Raw genomic sequence first — 17,359 nt, 5'->3', positions numbered from 1 at the left:
TGCGAGAGGGTCTCGCACCAAATACTTCCTAATAATTAAACACTTCAGGATCAATAACCATCGCCCTATAAGCAACATAATCTCTTGATGCAGAGTCTACATCCATCTCAAATTTGACTTCATTTGTCTTTGGATCGATCTCTACCAAGACCATTTTGATAGTCTTATCTGGCTTAAGCAAATTTACATTGGAGCTTGAGATAAAGTAGGTATTTTTATCTTTTTGCCACTCGACGTTGCTGGTGACTGCGCTGTAAAAGTCAAAGCCACGATCTTTGCCAAACTGCCAAGTTTGCTCGACTGTACCCTTTTTCTCATCTATCTTGTACTCAACTGCACGTGAGTATTTATCCTCTTTGAAAGCTGGCTGCTCCATACCTCTTCCGTCGCCATTGTCAAAGACGCTTAGGTGTTTTACGCTGCCTTTATTGTCATATCTTGGTGTTAGCCATGCAGTGTGCTGAGTCCATGACCAGTCAAATTCGCCCTCACATTTTGAGTTTTCGCATTTTATCTTGTTGCCTTTACTGTCAACTGGAGTTAGCACTTTAGCTTTAAATTCTTCACTCCAGCCTTCAGGCGAAGCTAGTATCCACTTGACCTTTTTATCGCGGCCGATTTTGACGATGCCTTGGTGGCGAAGTGAGAGAATGATACTATCATCGCTCTCATCGTATGCGATAGAGTTTACGTGAGCCCAGTTTCTGCCTGTACCAGTAGAGGTAATGTCGCCAAACGGTAGATCATCGCTTATCTTGATCTCTTTTGCGTCCATATCGATATTTAGGCAAACAGCTCTAGCATCAAGCGCTTTTATGAGGTTGCTGCGGTAGACGTTGTTACCAAAAATTTCATTTAGATCCCACTCTTCGACCACTTTGCCGGTGCTATCTACCTCGATGATATGGTCTCTTATGGTGTGAGAAATTCTGCCGTCTTTATGGTGGTAGTTGTATTTGCCAACTCTAAGTAGTGAGTGGTCGCCTTTTAGTGGCATAACTTCATGGCTTAGATCGATATAGCCTCTTGGAAGCGGGCGGTTGTAAATTTCCCTACCCATGAGGTCATATCTAAGATATCTTTGAGCCATGCCAAAGCTGATATCGCCGTTTTTTAGCTGATGAAAGCCCATCATCATACCGCCATCCATCACCCTGCGTTCGCTTCGGTCGTAAAATTTCTGATAGTCAAGGTACCATCTGACTTCGTCTTTGGTATCTATGATGTAGTTTTCGGTAAAGTCGTTCCAGCTAGCAGCGCCGCCATTTTTCCAATCAAGTGGTTTATAGACGCTTGTGATCGTGTTGTTTATGAGATAGAGCCTGTTTTTAAATGCAGGATCAACCTTTTTGACGCGAGTCTTTTGCATATGTGAGAACCTATAATCACGGCTATATGTGACGATAGGCTGGGTGTAAATTTTATATGTTTCTACCTTTTTAACTCCGTTAAACGTGTAGCTTACGACTACTTCATTTAGATAGTCAGGATAAAGTCCCCATATAGGCACACCATCATGTGTTAGCAGGGCATGCTCTGAGACGTTGTAGTCGATGTCGATACCGCCATCTGGTTTGCCTTTTACTTTGACGTGGATATCTTTGATATCTTTGCCAGCCCTATCTATAACCGCAGTTAGCGGCGATACGTCGTAAGGATTGATAAAGACTGATCCAAGTTCGCCTTGAACCTTCACGTGATGAGCCAAGACACCAGCCTCAAGTGGTATCATGCTCACACTAAAACCACTTACCAAAACAGCCGCAAGGGCAACAGAACCTAAGAAATTCTTGCTCATTTTCGCTCCTTTTGTAGAAATTTATAATATTTTATTTTTATAAAATAATAGAAAAACTAAGGCTTGCTCAAAGATATGCTCAATTAGGTTTTAATATCAGTAAATAAAAAAAGGATTAAATCTTAAAGTGTGGCTAAAATTTAGTAGATATGTTTAATAGAATGATTTAATAAATTTAGGAGCAAAAGCCCCTAAATTTTAGTTATTTGCTTCAAATTTCTTTAAAGCAAATAGTACAAATTTGTAGCTAGCAAACAATGTCACTGGCCAAAGTATCAAAAAAATTCCTGCTTCTAACATCTATAATCCTTAGTATGCGTGATGATCATTTTTGATCTCGTCTTGCGTGATCTTCTTGCTGTCTATCGCTCTCCAAACTATGACGATGTAGGCAAGCACGAAAGGCACTAGCAAGCTAACATATGCCATAACGCCAAGTGTGTAGTGGCTAGAGCTTGCATTTTTGATAGTTAGCGAGCTAGCAAGGTCGCCAAATGATGGGTAAAATGCTGTGCCATTTAGTCCTGTTATTAAAAATAGTGCAGTCACGGCCAGTGTTACACCAACGCCGTAAGCAAAAATTCCACGAATGCTTTTTGTAAATACTCCTTGGAAAATTCCAACAAGTACCAAAAGAACGCCAACAAGTAGTAGCGCGCCAACGATAGGCATCTCGATCAAATTTATAGCGTATTTGTAAGGCATAAGGCTAACTACGCCATTTGCGTCGTATGCAAAGCCATCTTTTGTAAGCACCCAAGCAAGAAAGCCTAGGAAAAATGGCAAGAATAGTACGGTGTTGATAAGTAGCTGTTTTCTAGCATTTTGTATAAATTCGCCATCAGCGATGTTATTCATAAGATATAAGCAGCCACCTACGCGAGATAGGAAAAACATCGCTATGCCAAGCAAGTACAAGTAAGGATTTGCCAATGCTTCAAGGCCACGAAACGGAGTCTTCCACTCGACAAAGTTGTGCTCATTTAGCACAAAGTCACTGCCGCTAAAAAATGTACTAACGGCCATGCCAATAAGAATAACACCAAGTGAGCCATTTATGAAAAGGAAAATTTCATAAGTTCTAGCGCCCAAGAAGTTATCAGGCTTTTTGCGGTACTCGTAGCTTACAGCTTGGATGATAAAGCAAAACAAAATAGCCAGCCAAACCCAGTAAGCGCCACCAAAGCTAGTAGCGTAAAATAGCGGAAATGCCGCAAAGCACGCACCACCAAACATAACAAGCGTCGTAAATGTAAGCTCCCATTTTCTACCGATAGAATTTATGAGCATATCTTTTTTAAGCTCGTCCTTGCCAAGGCTAAAGATGAGCGACTGGCCGCCTTGAACGAACATCATAAAGACCAAAAGTCCGCCAAGAAGGCTAACTATAAACCACCAATAAATTTGTAAATTTTCTAAGCTTAAACTATGCATGATCGTTAAATCCTATCTTTATTTGCTTAAGCATGATCTTGATCTCAGCTATCAGTAAGACCGTAAATAAAACAGCAAATAATATAAATGAAATTTTGACATTTGAGTCAGATAAATTTGTAGCCCCAACGCCAACGGTCATGAGATCTTGTATCACCCATGGCTGACGGCCGACCTCTGCTACTATCCAGCCAGCTTCAGCTGCTATATAGCCAAGCGGTATGGTAAAGAGGCAGATCCACAAAAACGCTCTTATGTTTTCAAATTTATATTTTCTTGAGAGATTTAGATAAAGAGTGATAGCAAAAAGAGCTATGAAGTAAGTGCCAAGTACAACCATGATATGGAAGCTATAAAATGTAAGCGCAACTGGCGGCACAGCTTCTTTTGCGTCTTTAAGATAGCCATATCCTAAGAAATTTAGGTTGCTCTCTAAATTTGAAAGAGAAGTTTTCATTAGGCTCTCGTCATTTGCTTTTTTGGCTTCTTTGTAGTTTTTAAGAGCCTCGATAGCTACTTTGCCCTTTGCCATCTTCTCTTCAACGCTTATTAGATTGTGCTCGCTGTTGCCGTAAAGTAGGTCGTTTATGCCTGGTGTAAATGAGTCAAGCTCTCTGTTTGCCATGATGCCAAGTGCGTAAGGCACCTTTATCTCAAGCAAAAATGGCTCGCTCTCGTCGCCAAGCTTTTTAGCTAGGTTTAAAATACCAGCAGTAACTAGACCAGCGTTAGTCTCGCCTTTATAAAGTCCCTCCATAGCTGCAAGCTTCATAGGCTGCTTTTGAGCTACAAAATATGCGCTCTCATCGCCACTAAGTAACAAAAATGCCGAAGTGATAAGGCCAAATGCGCTAGCGACCACGATACTTTTTTTAGCTAGCAAGATGTGGCGTTTTTTGATTAAAAACCAAGCAGAAATTCCTATCACAAAGATAGCTGAGATGGTGTAGCCGCTAGTTACTGTGTGTAAAAATTTACTAATTCCAAGAGGATTTAGCGCAACTTCAAAGAAATTTTCCATCTCCATTCTTGCAGTATCTGGGTTAAATTTCATGCCTATTGGATACTGCATCCAGCCATTTGCGATCAAGATCCAAAGCGCGCTTAAATTTGAACCGATCGCGACAAGCCAAGTTGAAAGCAGGTGAAATTTCTTGCTAACCTTATCCCAACCAAAAAACATAATGGCAAAAAATGTACTCTCCATAAAAAAAGCGAGCAAGCCCTCGATCGCAAGTGGAGCGCCGAAAATATCGCCGACAAACCAGCTGTAATTCGCCCAGTTTGTACCAAACTCAAACTCCATGATGATACCAGTAGCCACACCGATAGCGAAATTTATACCAAAGAGCTTTAGCCAAAATTTCGTTATCTCAAGCCATGCTTTATCGCCAGTTTTGACATATATCGTCTCCATGATAGCGATGATAAAACTTAGTCCCAAAGTAAGTGGGACAAACAAAAAATGGTAAATGGCGGTTAGCGCAAACTGTGCCCTAGACCAGTCGACAAAATCCATCTCAGACATTTTATTCCTTTATTAAATTTCGAATTACAAATTCGCTTTTTTCTTCGTCGGTTTGAAATTTGGTATTAAGAGTCTCGTCAAAAATGAAGACCTTTAAAATTCCAAACATAATGATAAGCTTTATTATTATGAGAAGCCATAATTTCTTGCCTATTTTCATATTTTTAAAGCCGTCTACATATAAAGAGGCGATGTTTTTTAAGCAGTTTTTTATCATGATTTTTGAAGTCTATAACAAAAAGACTTAAAGAATAATTTTTAAAATTTATACGATTAATGCCTTACTAAATATTTAAGGGGTATAATCGGCAGATTAAAAAATAACTAAAGTTAAGGAAATTTGATGGCAAAAGAGACGAAGTACATTTTTATTACAGGTGGTGTTTTAAGCTCACTTGGAAAAGGCATCGCAGCTGCGTCTATCGCGACATTACTTAAAAATTCTGGCTTAAAGGTGAGCGTTTTAAAAGCTGATCCATATATCAACGTAGATCCTGGCACGATGAGTCCGCTTGAGCACGGAGAAGTCTTTGTCACAGACGATGGTGCAGAGACAGATTTGGATTTGGGGCATTATGAGAGATTTTTAGATGAGAGCCTAAGTCAAGATAATAACTTCACAACGGGCAGAGTTTATAGCTCGGTTATCGAAAAAGAGCGCCGTGGTGACTATCTTGGAAAGACTATTCAAGTTATCCCTCACATCGTTGGCGAGATAGTTGATCGCATCAAAAAAGCAGGCAAAGGTAAAGACGTACTCATAGTTGAGATCGGTGGAACCGTTGGTGACATCGAGGGCTTGCCATTTTTAGAGGCGATAAGAGCGCTAAGGGTGGAAGTTGGCAAAAAAAGAGCGCTAAATATCCACCTAACGCTTGTACCATTTATCAAAGTAGCTGGCGAGCTAAAAACAAAACCAACCCAGCATAGCGTAGGCGAGCTAAGACGTATAGGCATAACACCAGACATCATCATCTGTAGATCTGAAATGCCACTAAACCGCGAGCTAAAAGATAAGATCGCAGCAAGCTGCGGTGTTGAGAAAAACTGCGTTATAGAGAGCTTAGACAGCGCAAGTATCTATCAAATTCCACTTTCATTTTTAAAGCAAGACATACTAACTCCAATCGCTGAAAATTTAGGCTTTAATGAGCTAAAACCAGACATGGCAAAGTGGGATAGCCTAGTAAAAAGGATAATCGCTCCAACAAATGAAACTACAATAGCATTTGTAGGTAAATACATCGATCTAAAAGAGAGCTACAAGAGCCTAACTGAGGGCATCATCCACGCTGGAGCAAATTTAGACGCTAGAGTAAATTTACGTTGGGTAGATAGCGAAAAGATAGAAGAAAACAACGTAAATGAGCTTTTAAAGGACGTAGATGGCATCTTGGTCGCCGGTGGCTTTGGCGAAAGGGGCGTTTTAGGCAAGATGCAAGCTATAAAATTTGCTCGTGAAAATAAGATCCCTTATCTTGGAATTTGCCTTGGTATGCAGCTAGCACTCATTGAGTTTGCAAGGGATGTTTTGGGCTTAGAAGATGCTAATTCTATGGAATTTGACAAAGAGTGTAAAAACCCTATCATCTATCTAATCGATAGCTTTATCGACGCTCACGGCAAAAAACAGATAAGAACGCACACAAGCCCACTTGGTGGCACGATGAGGCTTGGAGCATATAACTGTGAGATAAAACCAAAGACGCTTCTAGCTGAAATTTATGGTAATGCAAAGAGCGTAAAAGAGCGCCACCGCCACCGCTACGAGGCAAATCCAAAATATAAAGAAATTTTTGAGAAAAATGGTCTTTTAGTAAGTGGCGAGAGCGATGGGCTGATAGAGGCTATCGAGCTAAAAGGCCATCCGTGGTTTGTAGGCGTGCAGTGTCACCCCGAATTTACTAGCCGCTTAACTAGACCAAACCCTGTGATACTAGGCTTTATAAAAGCGAGCTTGGCTAATCACGTAAAATGATAAATTTGCAAAAAAGCATTTAAGTAAAGATAAAGTATATGATACATAAAATTGTAGTGCAATTACTATTGAAAGGATTAACATGAAAAATTGTGTTTTAAAAGGTGTTTTAGTACTTTCACTTGCTAGCTCATTTGCATTGGCTGAAGGTGGATTTGTCGGAGTTGAGGGCGGCTATGATTTTAGCTCAAAGCTAAAAGACAATGATGGTCTTAGTTTTAAGGATAATAGACCAAACATTGGCATCAAAGGCGGTTATGACTTTGATGTAGCTAGAGTTTATGGTGGATACTTCTATCATACAGAGGCAAAAGATAACTTTAACTATACTGATGATGGTGTAAAACACGATGTTAGTATAAAATGGACAACACATAAATTTGTAGTAGGTGGTGACTATACTCCAGCTATAACAGATAACTTTAAGTTAATAGCAGGCTTATACACTGGTATTTCAGTTGTAAATTTTAAAGCAAGACTTTATACAAATACACTTAAAGCGACTTATGATACAACAAAGGCTGGTTGGTTAGTTGGCACAAGACTTGGTGCAGAGTATAGCTTTGATAAAAATAATGCACTTGAATTTGGTATAAAAGCAGATAGATCTTGGTATAGCACTGATGAAGATCTTGATAACCTTAAATCAACAGATATCGGCGCTTACCTAGGCTACACATATAAATTTTAATTTTTGGGGTCTTATGACCCCTTATTTTTACTTAAAATTTCTCTCATTTTTTACTTCAAATTTACAATGGCTAATTTATAAAGACTATCAATTTAACAAAGCTTTTAAGCTTGCTATGAGCCCTAAAATCTTACTTTCATTTAAAATTATAAGAAATTAAATTTCAAAAAGATATAATCCAAGCATTCAAAATAAAGACGAAAGATTGCGATGAAAAAGAAGTATTTTTATAGCCAAATTTTTGGCAATATGGGTGTAAATTTAAGTGAACAAGTGGCATTAAATAAAGTTGGTAAGTTCTTCAAAAATTCTTACCAAAACCATGCTAAATAAAGAGGATATAAGGAATTTACTAGCGCATAGATTTTGTAACGACATACATAAAAAAATTAGTGAAATTCCGACACCAAGTGCCTTAAAAGATATCTATAAAGGCGCTAATCGCATAAAAGAAGCGATCGAGAAAAACGAGCGCATAGCCATTGTGGGCGATTATGATGTTGATGGTGTTGTTTCAAGCGTGATTTTAGCTGAGTTTTTTGATGATCTTGGCGTGAAAGACTACCTAGTAAAAATTCCAAATAGATTTAAAGATGGATATGGGCTAAATCCTGAGATAATAGATGAACTCTCAGCTGATGTAAGCTTGATTATAACCGTTGATAACGGCATCTCTGCAAACGATGCAGCCATTATCTGTAAAGAAAAAGGCATCGATCTTATTATCACTGATCATCACATGCCTCCAGCTGTTCTCCCAGAAGCTTATGCGATCATCAATCCAAAACAAGAAGACTGCAACTTCCCAAATATTGAAATTTGTGGTGCTGAGGTTGCTTGGTATTTGGTTGGAGCGTTAAAGGATGTCTTTGGGCTAAATTACGATATGAGCAAATTTCTAGAGCTTTTAGCTATCGCGATAATCGCTGACATGATGGAGCTAAGAGATATGAATAGAATGCTTGTTCGCCTTGGCATTTGTAAGCTAAATGCGTCTAAGCGTTCTGCATTTCACGCTATAAAAGAGTTTTATGGTAAGGAAAAATTTGAGTGCGATGATATTAGCTTTCTTATAGCCCCACTTATAAATTCAGCCGGACGCATGGACGATGCGATGAATTCATTTAACTTCTTGCGCGCAAAGAGCATAGAAGAGGCTTACAACTACCTTGATACCATTATCGAATTTAACAACTCCAGAAAAGAGGAAGAGCGCCAACTCTTTGAATGCTCGCTAAAGGACGTAAAAGAAGACGATGAAGTCATCATCACTTGGGGTGAGCAGTGGCACGAGGGTGTGATAGGCATCGTAGCTAGCCGCCTAGCAAAGTACTTTGCAAAGCCAGCTATCGTCTTTAGTATAGATAAAGGCCGTGCAAAAGGCAGCGCTAGAAGCATTGGCAAGCTTGATATCTTATCTCTCATAGCAAGCCACGAAGATCTGCTAATAAGTTACGGCGGTCACAAAGGAGCGGCTGGACTTACGCTTGCACCTGAAAATTTGGTGGAATTTAAAGAAGCGATAAATAAAAGCTGCTCATGCCTAAATATGCAAGATTGCAAAAGCTCGGACGAGCTACTTGGTGACATAATGCCAAGCGAGATAGACTTTGAACTGCTTGAAATTTTAGAATTTTATGAGCCATATGGACAGAAAAATCCACGTCCAGTATTTAAGATAAAAAATGCTCTTGTTAAAAACGAAAGACTTATAGGTAGAGATCAAAATCACTTAAAGCTCATCTTGCAAAAGGATAATAAAACGCTTGAGGCTCTATTTTTTAACTTTACAAAACACGCTAGAGTTGGCGAGATGATAGATATTATCTTTTGTATATCAAAAAATTCATTCCGCGGACTTGTTACCCCGCAGCTACTCATAAAAGAGATTTTATAAATTTTATCTCGGTTTTATAATGCTAAAATTTTAATGAAACCGAGATTACTTCGGTTTTAATTCACCAAAATCATTTCTTTATATATTTAATGTAGCCCGACTAAAATAATACTATTTGAGCCAAATTTCTGTATTGTAAAATTAATGTTATATAAATATTTATACTTCATTTAAGTTCATTTTTGCTTTAATTTTAATTTTAAATATTAATTTCATAGAATTAAACATGAAAATTTCTTACGTTTTGGCGTTTGCTCTAGTACCAAATTTAATGCTTGGTGCTGAAAAAACTATAGATTTGGCTCCGGTTACCGTTTCTGCAAAGATAGAAAAGTCAGTTCTTGAAGAACCTACAAAGGTGCAAATAGTCGGCAAGGGCGCGATACTGGAAAATAGCGATATCGCCAAATCGCTTTCAAATTTGAACGGCTTTACGATGGAGCGTAAGGGCGGAGGCGGTAGCGAGGTTTATTGTCGTTCGCAGACGGCGGCTAGGCTGCCAGTGATGATCGACGGTAGCACGCTAAACGGCGGTTGCGGCATGCGCATGGATACGCCCATCACCTACATCTCTGCGCAAAACTACAGCTCGGTTCGCATCGTAAAAGGCCCGCAAGACGTCAGATACGGCGCGCTCATTAGCGGCGGTATATTTTTCGATAGAGAGATAGCAAGGCTGTCAAAACCGAGCTTTGGAGGAAACGTAAGCGTGCTGGGCGGCAGTTTTAAGCGGTTTGAAACTACCGTGGACGTAGCGGCGGGTAACGAGCTGGGCAGTATAGAGGTTTCCGGCGGACACTACGAGAGCGGCGATTATAAAAGCGGCGGCGGGCAGAAAATGCATACGCACTATAAACGCAACAGCGTCTCGCTCGTAGGTACGCTAACGCCCACAGATACTACAGCCTTGCAGTTAAGCACGGATCTGGGCGAGGGCGAAGCGGCGTATGCCGATAGGATGAGGGACGGCATACAGTTTGACCGTAAATCTTTCGGGCTCAAATTTGAACAAGACGTCGGCGAGCACAAGATCAGGCTAAGCTCGTACTATCATCAAATCGATCACATAATGGACAACTTCACCATGCGTCCGGTGGTGCCGGGCACGGGGCACGGCAAGGGATACAGCATCAGTCACCCGATACGCGATATGTACGGCTTTAAGCTAGAAGGCGAGTTAAATTTCGATAATCTAACCAGCTTCATCGGCGCCGGTTATTCGCAAGACTCCTTTAAATGGCGAGGCGCCGGAACGGGCGGAGCCGGCGTGTCTAAAGCCGAAATGGATGCCGCCGTATCAAAGCCGCACGTAAAAGAGCGCAAGGTAACGTATAAAACGATATACACTCAAAACGAATACGTTCTTGAGGAAGATTACGGACTTTTCGGCGGTCTTAGGCTAGACGTCGGCGAGAGAAAGCAGCTACTAACGCATAAAAGTAGGAGCGAAAATTTATTCTCCGGCTTTTTTAGATACGAAAAATATCTACAAAATTTAACGCTTTATGCGGGACTAGGTCACGCGCAAAGGTTACCGGATCACTGGGAAACGAGTAAAGACGATAATCTTAAGCTAAATAAAGAAAGAAACACTCAACTAGACTTTGGCGCCGTGCTAAAAGATAAAAATTACGAGCTAAACGCGAATTTCTTCGTCTCGAAGATGGATGATTACATAATGATAAAGTATAACCCCATGGGTATGTCTTCAAACGTATTTAATACCGATGCTTTATTATACGGCGGCGAGATCGAGGGCGATACGCTGCTAGCCGATATATTTAGGTTGGGGGCGGGCGTATCCTACGTCTACGGCAAGGTGACTAAAAACGCGGGCGGCCTAAAAGACGGCGACGCGCTGCCTAAGGTTTCTCCTCTAACGTTTAAACTAAGCGCCGGTTTAGAAAAGCCAGACTGGTTCGTCAAGGCTGACTTCTACGCTAACGCGTCGCAAAACCGCGCGCAAAAAGGCTACGGCGACGTAGGCGGCATGGACCTGGGCAAGAGCGATAGCTTTTGGACACTGGGGCTAAGCGCGGGCTACAAATATAAAAATTATCAATTCTTGCTAGCGGCGGAAAATTTAAACGATGCCAAATACTCCTATCATAACTCAAAAGGCGGCTACGGTGGCGGTATCGCAGGCTACGAAACTATCCCGAACGGCACGAGGCTTTATGAGCCGGGCAGAAGCTTTTGGGCAAAATTTAAGGTGCATTTTTAGGGCTTAACTTAATAAATTTGGCATGGCTGTGGGCTTAGGATTTGCCCTAAAGCTGTGCTAAATTTAAGTATTTCTACTCTTATCTTCTTAATAATACTCACGCTTGCTACATTTACTATTGCGAATAAATTTGAGCTAAATTAAAAGCTTAGATATAAAATCTCAGAAATTTTTTAAAGGAGAGGTATGAAAAATTTACTTGTAAAATCAAGCTTGATTCTAGCTTTGGTAAGCTCAGCAGCACTAGCTCAAGGTGCATTTGTTGGCGGTGAAGGTGATTATTCGTTTAATTCAAAAATAAAAACAAAAACATAGCAAACAGTGAGAGAAATAACTTCAAAAAAGGTCACTACGGCCTTGGCTTTTATGGCGGTTATGATTTTGACAGCTATAGAGCATATGGCGGTTATTATTATGACTTTAAAGCTAGGAAAAATGCTGGTGAATCAGATGCAAAATGGAGTAAGCATAAATTTTTAGGCGGCGTTGATTATACGCCAAGCATCACTGAAAATTTTAAAGCCGTGCTTGGTGGATACGCTGGTCTTGGCTATTTAAGTGTTAGAGAGAGATTTGAAAATGAAACGAGCAAGAAAAATTTCAAAGGTTTGCTAGTCGGTGCAAAAGCGGGTGGTCAGTACTCATTTGATGCACACAATGCGATTGAATTTGGTTTAAAAGCCGATAAAACTTTTTATAAGAAAAATAGCGGCGCTCAACTAAGAGACACAAGTGTAGGACTTTATACAGGCTATACTTACAAATTCTAATTTTTTGGCAAAGCTTAGGCTTTGCCTCTCCTTAGCTTACGCCCTACCTTCAAGAAGTGGCACAAAAAGGCATTCGTCTAAATACTCTTTTTCTAAATTTCCGTTTTCGTCTTTTTTAAATTTAGCGATAAATTGCTTGCCATCTTTTTTCATTGGAGCTACTAAAATTCCACCATTTTTAAGCTGTTTAAATAAATTTGGTGAGATCTCATCAGCAGCTGCCGAGAGCAAGATACGATCAAATGGTGCGTAGCTTCGCCAGCCGTTGTTGCCATCGTCATATCTTACATGCACGTTTTTTATTTTTAGTACCTCGAAGCGTTTTTTCGCCTCCATGGCTAGCTTCTCTATTCGCTCGACACTAAAAATTCTATGTGCAAGTTTGCTTAAAATAGCTGCTTGATAGCCACTACCGCAGCCTATCTCTAGGATGTTATCCATATTTTCACACTCTAGTGCCATTGTCATCTTTGCCACAGTTAGTGGTGAGCTGATCCATTGATTGCCCAGTATGGGCTGCGCGTCAAGTTTATAAGCATGTGCAGTAATTGGTACAAAAATTTCACGCTCAGTGGTAGCTATCGCATCGAACAAAAGTGGGCTTAGCGTGATCTCGTCGGCTATATCGCTAGCCAAATTTTGGCATTTTATCGCTTCTAGTTGAGTCAAAATTTATATCCTAAATAAAAATTAAATCATTATTATACGATTTAAAACTTATCTTAAAATTTATAAAATCCCTAAATTTGTTTTGATCTCTTTTATTAAATTTGCATCAAATACCGTCTCTTTAACAAGCGTACCATTTGGTAAGAATACTCCAGCAACTTCTAATGCAAGTGAGCTTGAGATCATGACGTAGCAGTTGTTTGCGATAGCTAGAGCCTTGCAAAGACTAAGACAAGCATCCTCTCTTGCCTTGCCCCACATGGCTGGTACCATGATGATGTCACACCCTTTTAGCTTTGCCCAAAGCCTGCTATCACGCAGCTCAAAGCATATTAGCACCCCAAGCTTTAGCCCTCTAAAATCAAAGGCATTTATATCGCTCACATCGCCAGCGGCAAAAATTTCATGCTCCAAATTTGGCCTAAAAAGTTCGGCTTTAAATTGTGAATGAAAGACATTATTTGAGTTAAGAAGCAAAAATTCGTTATAAATTTTTGGCTGGTGCGGATTTAGATTTGAAATTTTAGCGAGCCCTGCGCTTTTGTTTAGGCTGCTAAGGTGCGTAAAACCAAGAAATTTATCTGGACTAAGTGCCTCTTGCAAGCGTTCAAGCAACATCGCATCAAAGCTACCTATCATGCCACCAAGCATCGCTTTGTTCGCCCCAGCAAAAAAGCCGTCAAAGTCATAGCCGCTTATGCAAAGCTCGCTTGCAAGAATGAGCGAATTTTCAGGCGCAGCCTCAACTAAATTTGCAAGCTCTTCTAGGCGATCTGTTGCATTTTTTGCCTTTAATGTTAGGCCTATTAGGTTTAAATTCTCGCTCATTTATTTTCCAAATACAAATGTCATAGGCTTTTCGTCGTGGCAGTCTTTTGGAATTTTGCAGTTTATATCCGTGCCACCGATGTTTGGTATAGCTTTTAAAATAACGCTTATAGCTGTGATTTTATCATCTCTCTGGGAGAGCGGATCATTAAAAACCCAGACCTCAAAACCAAGACCTCTAGCCTCATCATGTGAAACTATTCTTACCTCTTTTAGATCTTTTGCTTCAAAGCCACACTGTTTGTTTATGCCAAGCATCACGTCATTTCCTAGCACAGATCCTAGCGGTGCGAAACTTGGTGCAATTTCACCGTTTGGCATCTCTTGATAGATTTCCGCTTGGCTTGTCTCTTTTACCTTGACAAGCTTGTAGGCGTAGAAATTTTCGAGATTATTTTTATTTGCTTGATCAATTATCCTTTGATTGCTGCTCGCACACCCCACAAAAAGCACGCAAGCAAGGGCTAAGATGCCGTTTTTAAAAGTCATCAAAGCTTATACTTCCCTTGCTGTAGTTTGTCACTTTTGCTTCAAAGAAATTTGACTTTTGGTCGTTAAATTTAGCAAAGTCATCGACCCATTTGATAGGGTGAGCTACGTTGTATTTGCGTTTTAGGCCGATCGCAACTAGGCGTTGGTCGATGAGATAGTGGATGTACTGCTCGATGATATCATCAGTAAAGCCCATTATTTGGTTTTGAGTGATGTATTTGCCCCATTTGATCTCTAAATTTCCAGCTTTTTCAAACATATCATAAATTTTTGCCTCAGTCTCAGGCGTAAAGAGATCGGGTCTTTCTTTGCGGACTGAATTTATCATATTTTGAAACAAAAGCAGGTGAGTGATCTCGTCGCGTTGGATAAAGCGTATCATCTGCGCTGAGCCTAGCATCTTGCCAGCGCGAGCTAGAGCGTAGATCGCTGTAAAGCCGCTGTAAAAGTAGATGCCCTCTAAAATTTGATTGGCAACCATCGCAAGAAGTAGCTTCTCATCAGTCACTTCGCCTGCAAGCTCTTCATAGACGCTTGAGATGTAGTCGTTTTTCTCGCGCAAGACGTCGTCGTGCTTCTCCATCTCGTAGATGAGGTCGGTGTTGTCACAGATCGCCTCGACCATGACGGCGTAAGACTTGCTGTGGTTTGCCTCTTCGTAGGCTTGGCGGCTTAGCACGGCGTTTATCTCTGGGGCGGTGATGTAAGGGTTGATGTTGTCAGCTAGGTTGTTTGTCTGAAAGCTATCCATCGAGATGAGCTGGCTCCAGACGAGGTCATACATGCGTTTTTCAGCCTCTGTGAGGTTGTAGGCGTAGTCGCGCACGTCGTCGGTGGTATCGACCTCTTTTGGAAACCAGGTGTTTGCCTCCATGAGGTCCCAAAGCTTTAACGCCCACTCGTATTTTGCTTTGGTGAAATTTAAAATGCCGTGTGGGTTGCCGTTAAAGACTCTTCTGTCGGTCAAATTTTCATTTGAACTTGGGTTGTAGATGCGTTTTCTGTTCATAAATTTCTCTCTTGTTTGTGGTAAAAATTTCTTAAAATCTTACCCAAAGCAAGGTAAAAATTTACTTTTGTTTAGAGTGCCTTAGTCCTTTTTATGGTCATCAAAAAGCCAGTTATGATCAGTAAAACTGCGATCACGCAAGAGATGGCAAAGACGATCTGACCGACCTCGCCAAACATCTCTCCAGTGTGCAAGCTAAGCACTTTTCGGCCTGCTTTTTTAGCTTCTGGGATACTTTCAGCCTTGCTAACAAGCTTGTTTTCTTTGATCTTTCCAGCGCTCGCGTCAAGCTTTAGTTTGCCCACTTGGTTCTCGCTAGTTTCGTAGTTTATGGTGTAGGTGCTTTGGTTGTTTTCAGGCACGTTTATCGTGAGTGATTTTAGATCTAGCGTGACATTTTCTTTAAAAATTTGCTCCGCAGCCTCTATCTCTTTAAATTTCTCATCGCTTATCGGGATCAAATTTTGCTTCGGTGCTGATTTTTTCATCTCGCTTGGCTTTAGGTCAAAAAATATGCTATTTACGCTGCTTCTGACCCAGCCATAAGACCAGTAAAGCCCACTAAGCGACATCACGACAAGCAGGATCGCCACGTAGGTACCAAGGCTCGTGTGGAGGTTATAAAAGCAGGCGTAGCCCTTTGCGTTTGGCTTGATCTTTAGCGAATTTAGTAAATTTCGCTTGATCGCTGGGGCGTAGAGGATGAGGCCGCTGATGGCAAGAAGCGCCATGATGATGGAGCTAATGGCGACTATTTGCTTGCCGATGTTGGCTGGGACTTTGCTATCAAGCAGGGCAAGACCTAAATTTCTATGAAGACTTAAGATAATGATACGAAATTTCTCACCCCAATCCTCACTGATCACCTCGCCACTTCTTGGATCTATGAAGAAATTTAATTGTTTTTTATCCTTTGTAATGCTTATACGATAAGCTTCATTTGCTCCACCTATTTGTAAGCTTTCAAGCGTATCAAATTGAATCTCACTTTTTGCTTTAGCTAGGAGTTCATTTAAGCTTAAATTTTCTTTTTCGCTAGGAACTAAGTTTATAAAATTTTTATTTATAGCACTTTTGATCTCTTCTCTATAAGACGCAAATGGTGCTGAAAGAGTCATGAATATTAGCGGAATAGCTGCGATTAGTCCAATTATTAGATGGATGTTGAAAATAATTTTTCCTCTTTTTAAAAACATTTTTTTCCTTTAAATTTTAATAGCGAATATTATTTTATTTTTTGTTAAGAGGAGATAAATTTGGTAAGAAATTTGCTATTTATTTTGAGCGATCGGTAAGAGATACTCAAAGGTTCTGATGACTGCGTTTAGATCCTTTTTATTTAGAGATTTAAATGGTTTTAGCAAGTAGTAAAGTGGTTTAAATTTTATAATTAGCTGTAGTGAGCGCGCGTAAATTTGAGTCCCACCAGCTATCAAATATTCACTAATGACTTCGCTTGCAAACTCGTCTGAAATTTTAAAACGAAATAACTCGTCTATAAAAACAAGCAGATCGCGACACTTTTGAAGCTCTAGGTCATGGCTAAAAAATTTTGACTCAAAGTCTAAAAATTTTATCTCGTCATTTTTTATGGCGATATCCCTAAGGGCCGGGCGTCCGTGCGCAAAATTTAGTGCATGAAGCCCAGCTAGTGCGCGGGCTGCTTTTAGTAGAATTTCATGTTTAAATTTTTCATCGTTGCTATACTTAAAAAGCTGAGAAATCGGTTCACCGACATCTTCTATCACGAAAAACTCAGCACTTTTTAGAATGAGTTTTGGGGCAGGAGCTTTAGCTTCGTTTAAAATTTCAAGTTTTTTTATCTCGTTGGCAAATGATTTATAAGGATTTGGCTTGAAAATTTTAGTTAAAAACCCACCTTTAATGTTTTTTTCAATACGTTTTAACCAAAATTTTTGTCCATCAAATTTAAAGCTAAAGACACGATCATTACCGTCACTATGACTTTTTAAAATTTCATTGACATATTGTTTTAAATTTTGCATATTTGTAATTTAGCGAAAGAAATCTGAATTTTTAC

Annotated in this window: 17 protein-coding genes; 7 read left to right on the top strand and 10 right to left on the bottom strand. The window is 40.1% G+C overall.

Translation table 11 applies throughout. The features are described 5' to 3' along the window. Window positions 1–28 precede the first annotated feature (28 nt). From FZ940_RS05340 to FZ940_RS05325, 4 genes are all read right to left on the bottom strand, one after another. The gene (locus FZ940_RS05340; RefSeq protein WP_148821823.1) at window positions 29–1,798 is read right to left on the bottom strand and encodes an aryl-sulfate sulfotransferase; all 1,770 of its coding nucleotides are present in this window, start codon (window positions 1,796–1,798) and stop codon (window positions 29–31) included. Window positions 1,799–2,107: 309 nt separating this feature from the next. Beyond that, on the bottom strand, window positions 2,108–3,235 hold the full coding sequence (locus tag FZ940_RS05335) for a cytochrome d ubiquinol oxidase subunit II (RefSeq protein ID WP_262367615.1): 1,128 nt from the start codon (window positions 3,233–3,235) through the stop codon (window positions 2,108–2,110). Beyond that, the gene (locus FZ940_RS05330) at window positions 3,225–4,760 is read right to left on the bottom strand and encodes a cytochrome ubiquinol oxidase subunit I (RefSeq protein WP_148821821.1); all 1,536 of its coding nucleotides are present in this window, start codon (window positions 4,758–4,760) and stop codon (window positions 3,225–3,227) included. The genes FZ940_RS05335 and FZ940_RS05330 overlap by 11 nt, the downstream gene beginning before the upstream one ends. A 1-nt stretch (window position 4,761) precedes the next feature. Next, window positions 4,762–4,977 carry a DUF4492 domain-containing protein gene (locus FZ940_RS05325; protein WP_084041019.1) on the bottom strand — a complete coding sequence of 72 codons (216 nt, stop codon included), beginning with the start codon at window positions 4,975–4,977 and terminating at the stop codon, window positions 4,762–4,764. Window positions 4,978–5,103: 126 nt separating this feature from the next. On the opposite strand from FZ940_RS05325, the gene pyrG reads away from it, so the two are divergent. The 7 genes from pyrG (at window position 5,104) to FZ940_RS09600 (ending at window position 12,320) form a co-directional block, all read left to right on the top strand. After that, window positions 5,104–6,738 (top strand): CTP synthase, encoded by a 1,635-nt coding sequence (pyrG, locus tag FZ940_RS05320; protein ID WP_148821819.1) that lies wholly within the window; start codon window positions 5,104–5,106, stop codon window positions 6,736–6,738. An 82-nt stretch (window positions 6,739–6,820) separates the two neighbouring features. Then, a complete protein-coding gene (locus FZ940_RS05315; protein ID WP_148821817.1) occupies window positions 6,821–7,429 on the top strand; it encodes a TonB-dependent receptor in 609 nt (202 codons plus the stop codon). Window positions 7,430–7,639: 210 nt separating this feature from the next. Continuing rightward, a complete protein-coding gene (locus FZ940_RS09610) occupies window positions 7,640–7,762 on the top strand; it encodes a hypothetical protein (RefSeq protein ID WP_021091888.1) in 123 nt (40 codons plus the stop codon). Next, on the top strand, window positions 7,752–9,326 hold the full coding sequence (recJ, locus tag FZ940_RS05310) for a single-stranded-DNA-specific exonuclease RecJ (protein WP_148821815.1): 1,575 nt from the start codon (window positions 7,752–7,754) through the stop codon (window positions 9,324–9,326). Before FZ940_RS09610 ends, recJ begins: the two co-directional genes overlap by 11 nt. Before the next feature lie 226 nt (window positions 9,327–9,552). Then, complete coding sequence (locus tag FZ940_RS05305) at window positions 9,553–11,550, top strand: TonB-dependent receptor domain-containing protein (RefSeq protein ID WP_148821813.1); 1,998 nt, start codon at window positions 9,553–9,555, stop codon at window positions 11,548–11,550. A gap of 186 nt (window positions 11,551–11,736) precedes the next feature. Next, window positions 11,737–11,865 carry a hypothetical protein gene (locus FZ940_RS09605; RefSeq protein ID WP_262367602.1) on the top strand — a complete coding sequence of 43 codons (129 nt, stop codon included), beginning with the start codon at window positions 11,737–11,739 and terminating at the stop codon, window positions 11,863–11,865. Between the two features lie 209 nt (window positions 11,866–12,074). Next, window positions 12,075–12,320, top strand: a complete 246-nt coding sequence (locus tag FZ940_RS09600; protein WP_262367601.1) for a hypothetical protein — start codon at window positions 12,075–12,077, stop codon at window positions 12,318–12,320. 36 nt (window positions 12,321–12,356) lie between these two features. Here the strand turns inward: FZ940_RS09600 and FZ940_RS05295 are convergent, their stop codons facing one another. The 6 genes from FZ940_RS05295 to FZ940_RS05270 form a co-directional block, all read right to left on the bottom strand. After that, the gene (locus FZ940_RS05295; protein WP_148821811.1) at window positions 12,357–12,989 is read right to left on the bottom strand and encodes a protein-L-isoaspartate(D-aspartate) O-methyltransferase; all 633 of its coding nucleotides are present in this window, start codon (window positions 12,987–12,989) and stop codon (window positions 12,357–12,359) included. Between the two features lie 60 nt (window positions 12,990–13,049). Beyond that, entirely contained in the window at window positions 13,050–13,817 is a 768-nt protein-coding gene (locus FZ940_RS05290; RefSeq protein ID WP_148821809.1) for a carbon-nitrogen hydrolase family protein, read from the bottom strand. After that, window positions 13,818–14,306 carry a hypothetical protein gene (locus tag FZ940_RS05285; RefSeq protein ID WP_148821807.1) on the bottom strand — a complete coding sequence of 163 codons (489 nt, stop codon included), beginning with the start codon at window positions 14,304–14,306 and terminating at the stop codon, window positions 13,818–13,820. Further along, entirely contained in the window at window positions 14,296–15,318 is a 1,023-nt protein-coding gene (locus tag FZ940_RS05280) for a ribonucleotide-diphosphate reductase subunit beta (protein WP_009494790.1), read from the bottom strand. The genes FZ940_RS05285 and FZ940_RS05280 overlap by 11 nt, the downstream gene beginning before the upstream one ends. Before the next feature lie 71 nt (window positions 15,319–15,389). Continuing rightward, window positions 15,390–16,514 (bottom strand): PepSY-associated TM helix domain-containing protein, encoded by a 1,125-nt coding sequence (locus FZ940_RS05275; RefSeq protein ID WP_148821805.1) that lies wholly within the window; start codon window positions 16,512–16,514, stop codon window positions 15,390–15,392. 75 nt (window positions 16,515–16,589) lie between these two features. Next, window positions 16,590–17,324, bottom strand: coding sequence for a BUD32 family EKC/KEOPS complex subunit (locus FZ940_RS05270; RefSeq protein WP_107793622.1), 735 nt, complete (start codon window positions 17,322–17,324; stop codon window positions 16,590–16,592). Window positions 17,325–17,359 lie beyond the last annotated feature (35 nt).

Origin of the sequence: Campylobacter concisus (genome assembly GCF_902460415.1) — a bacterium.
Lineage (GTDB): Bacteria > Campylobacterota > Campylobacteria > Campylobacterales > Campylobacteraceae > Campylobacter_A > Campylobacter_A concisus_Y.
This window is presented reverse-complemented; position numbering and strand designations above follow the sequence as displayed.

What these genes read in the sequence shown, in the direction of transcription:
- FZ940_RS05325 (WP_084041019.1), bottom strand. Translation starts at nt 4,977, where the DNA reads ATGATAAAAAACTGCTTAAAAAACATCGCCTCTTTATATGTAGACGGC.
- FZ940_RS05280 (WP_009494790.1), bottom strand. Translation starts at nt 15,318, where the DNA reads ATGAACAGAAAACGCATCTACAACCCAAGTTCAAATGAAAATTTGACC.
- FZ940_RS05285 (WP_148821807.1), bottom strand. Translation starts at nt 14,306, where the DNA reads ATGACTTTTAAAAACGGCATCTTAGCCCTTGCTTGCGTGCTTTTTGTG.
- FZ940_RS05290 (WP_148821809.1), bottom strand. Translation starts at nt 13,817, where the DNA reads ATGAGCGAGAATTTAAACCTAATAGGCCTAACATTAAAGGCAAAAAAT.
- FZ940_RS05270 (WP_107793622.1), bottom strand. Translation starts at nt 17,324, where the DNA reads ATGCAAAATTTAAAACAATATGTCAATGAAATTTTAAAAAGTCATAGT.
- FZ940_RS05340 (WP_148821823.1), bottom strand. Translation starts at nt 1,798, where the DNA reads ATGAGCAAGAATTTCTTAGGTTCTGTTGCCCTTGCGGCTGTTTTGGTA.
- FZ940_RS05305 (WP_148821813.1), top strand. Translation starts at nt 9,553, where the DNA reads ATGAAAATTTCTTACGTTTTGGCGTTTGCTCTAGTACCAAATTTAATG.
- FZ940_RS05315 (WP_148821817.1), top strand. Translation starts at nt 6,821, where the DNA reads ATGAAAAATTGTGTTTTAAAAGGTGTTTTAGTACTTTCACTTGCTAGC.
- FZ940_RS09605 (WP_262367602.1), top strand. Translation starts at nt 11,737, where the DNA reads ATGAAAAATTTACTTGTAAAATCAAGCTTGATTCTAGCTTTGGTAAGC.
- pyrG (WP_148821819.1), top strand. Translation starts at nt 5,104, where the DNA reads ATGGCAAAAGAGACGAAGTACATTTTTATTACAGGTGGTGTTTTAAGC.
- recJ (WP_148821815.1), top strand. Translation starts at nt 7,752, where the DNA reads ATGCTAAATAAAGAGGATATAAGGAATTTACTAGCGCATAGATTTTGT.
- FZ940_RS09610 (WP_021091888.1), top strand. Translation starts at nt 7,640, where the DNA reads ATGAAAAAGAAGTATTTTTATAGCCAAATTTTTGGCAATATGGGTGTA.
- FZ940_RS05275 (WP_148821805.1), bottom strand. Translation starts at nt 16,514, where the DNA reads ATGTTTTTAAAAAGAGGAAAAATTATTTTCAACATCCATCTAATAATT.
- FZ940_RS05330 (WP_148821821.1), bottom strand. Translation starts at nt 4,760, where the DNA reads ATGTCTGAGATGGATTTTGTCGACTGGTCTAGGGCACAGTTTGCGCTA.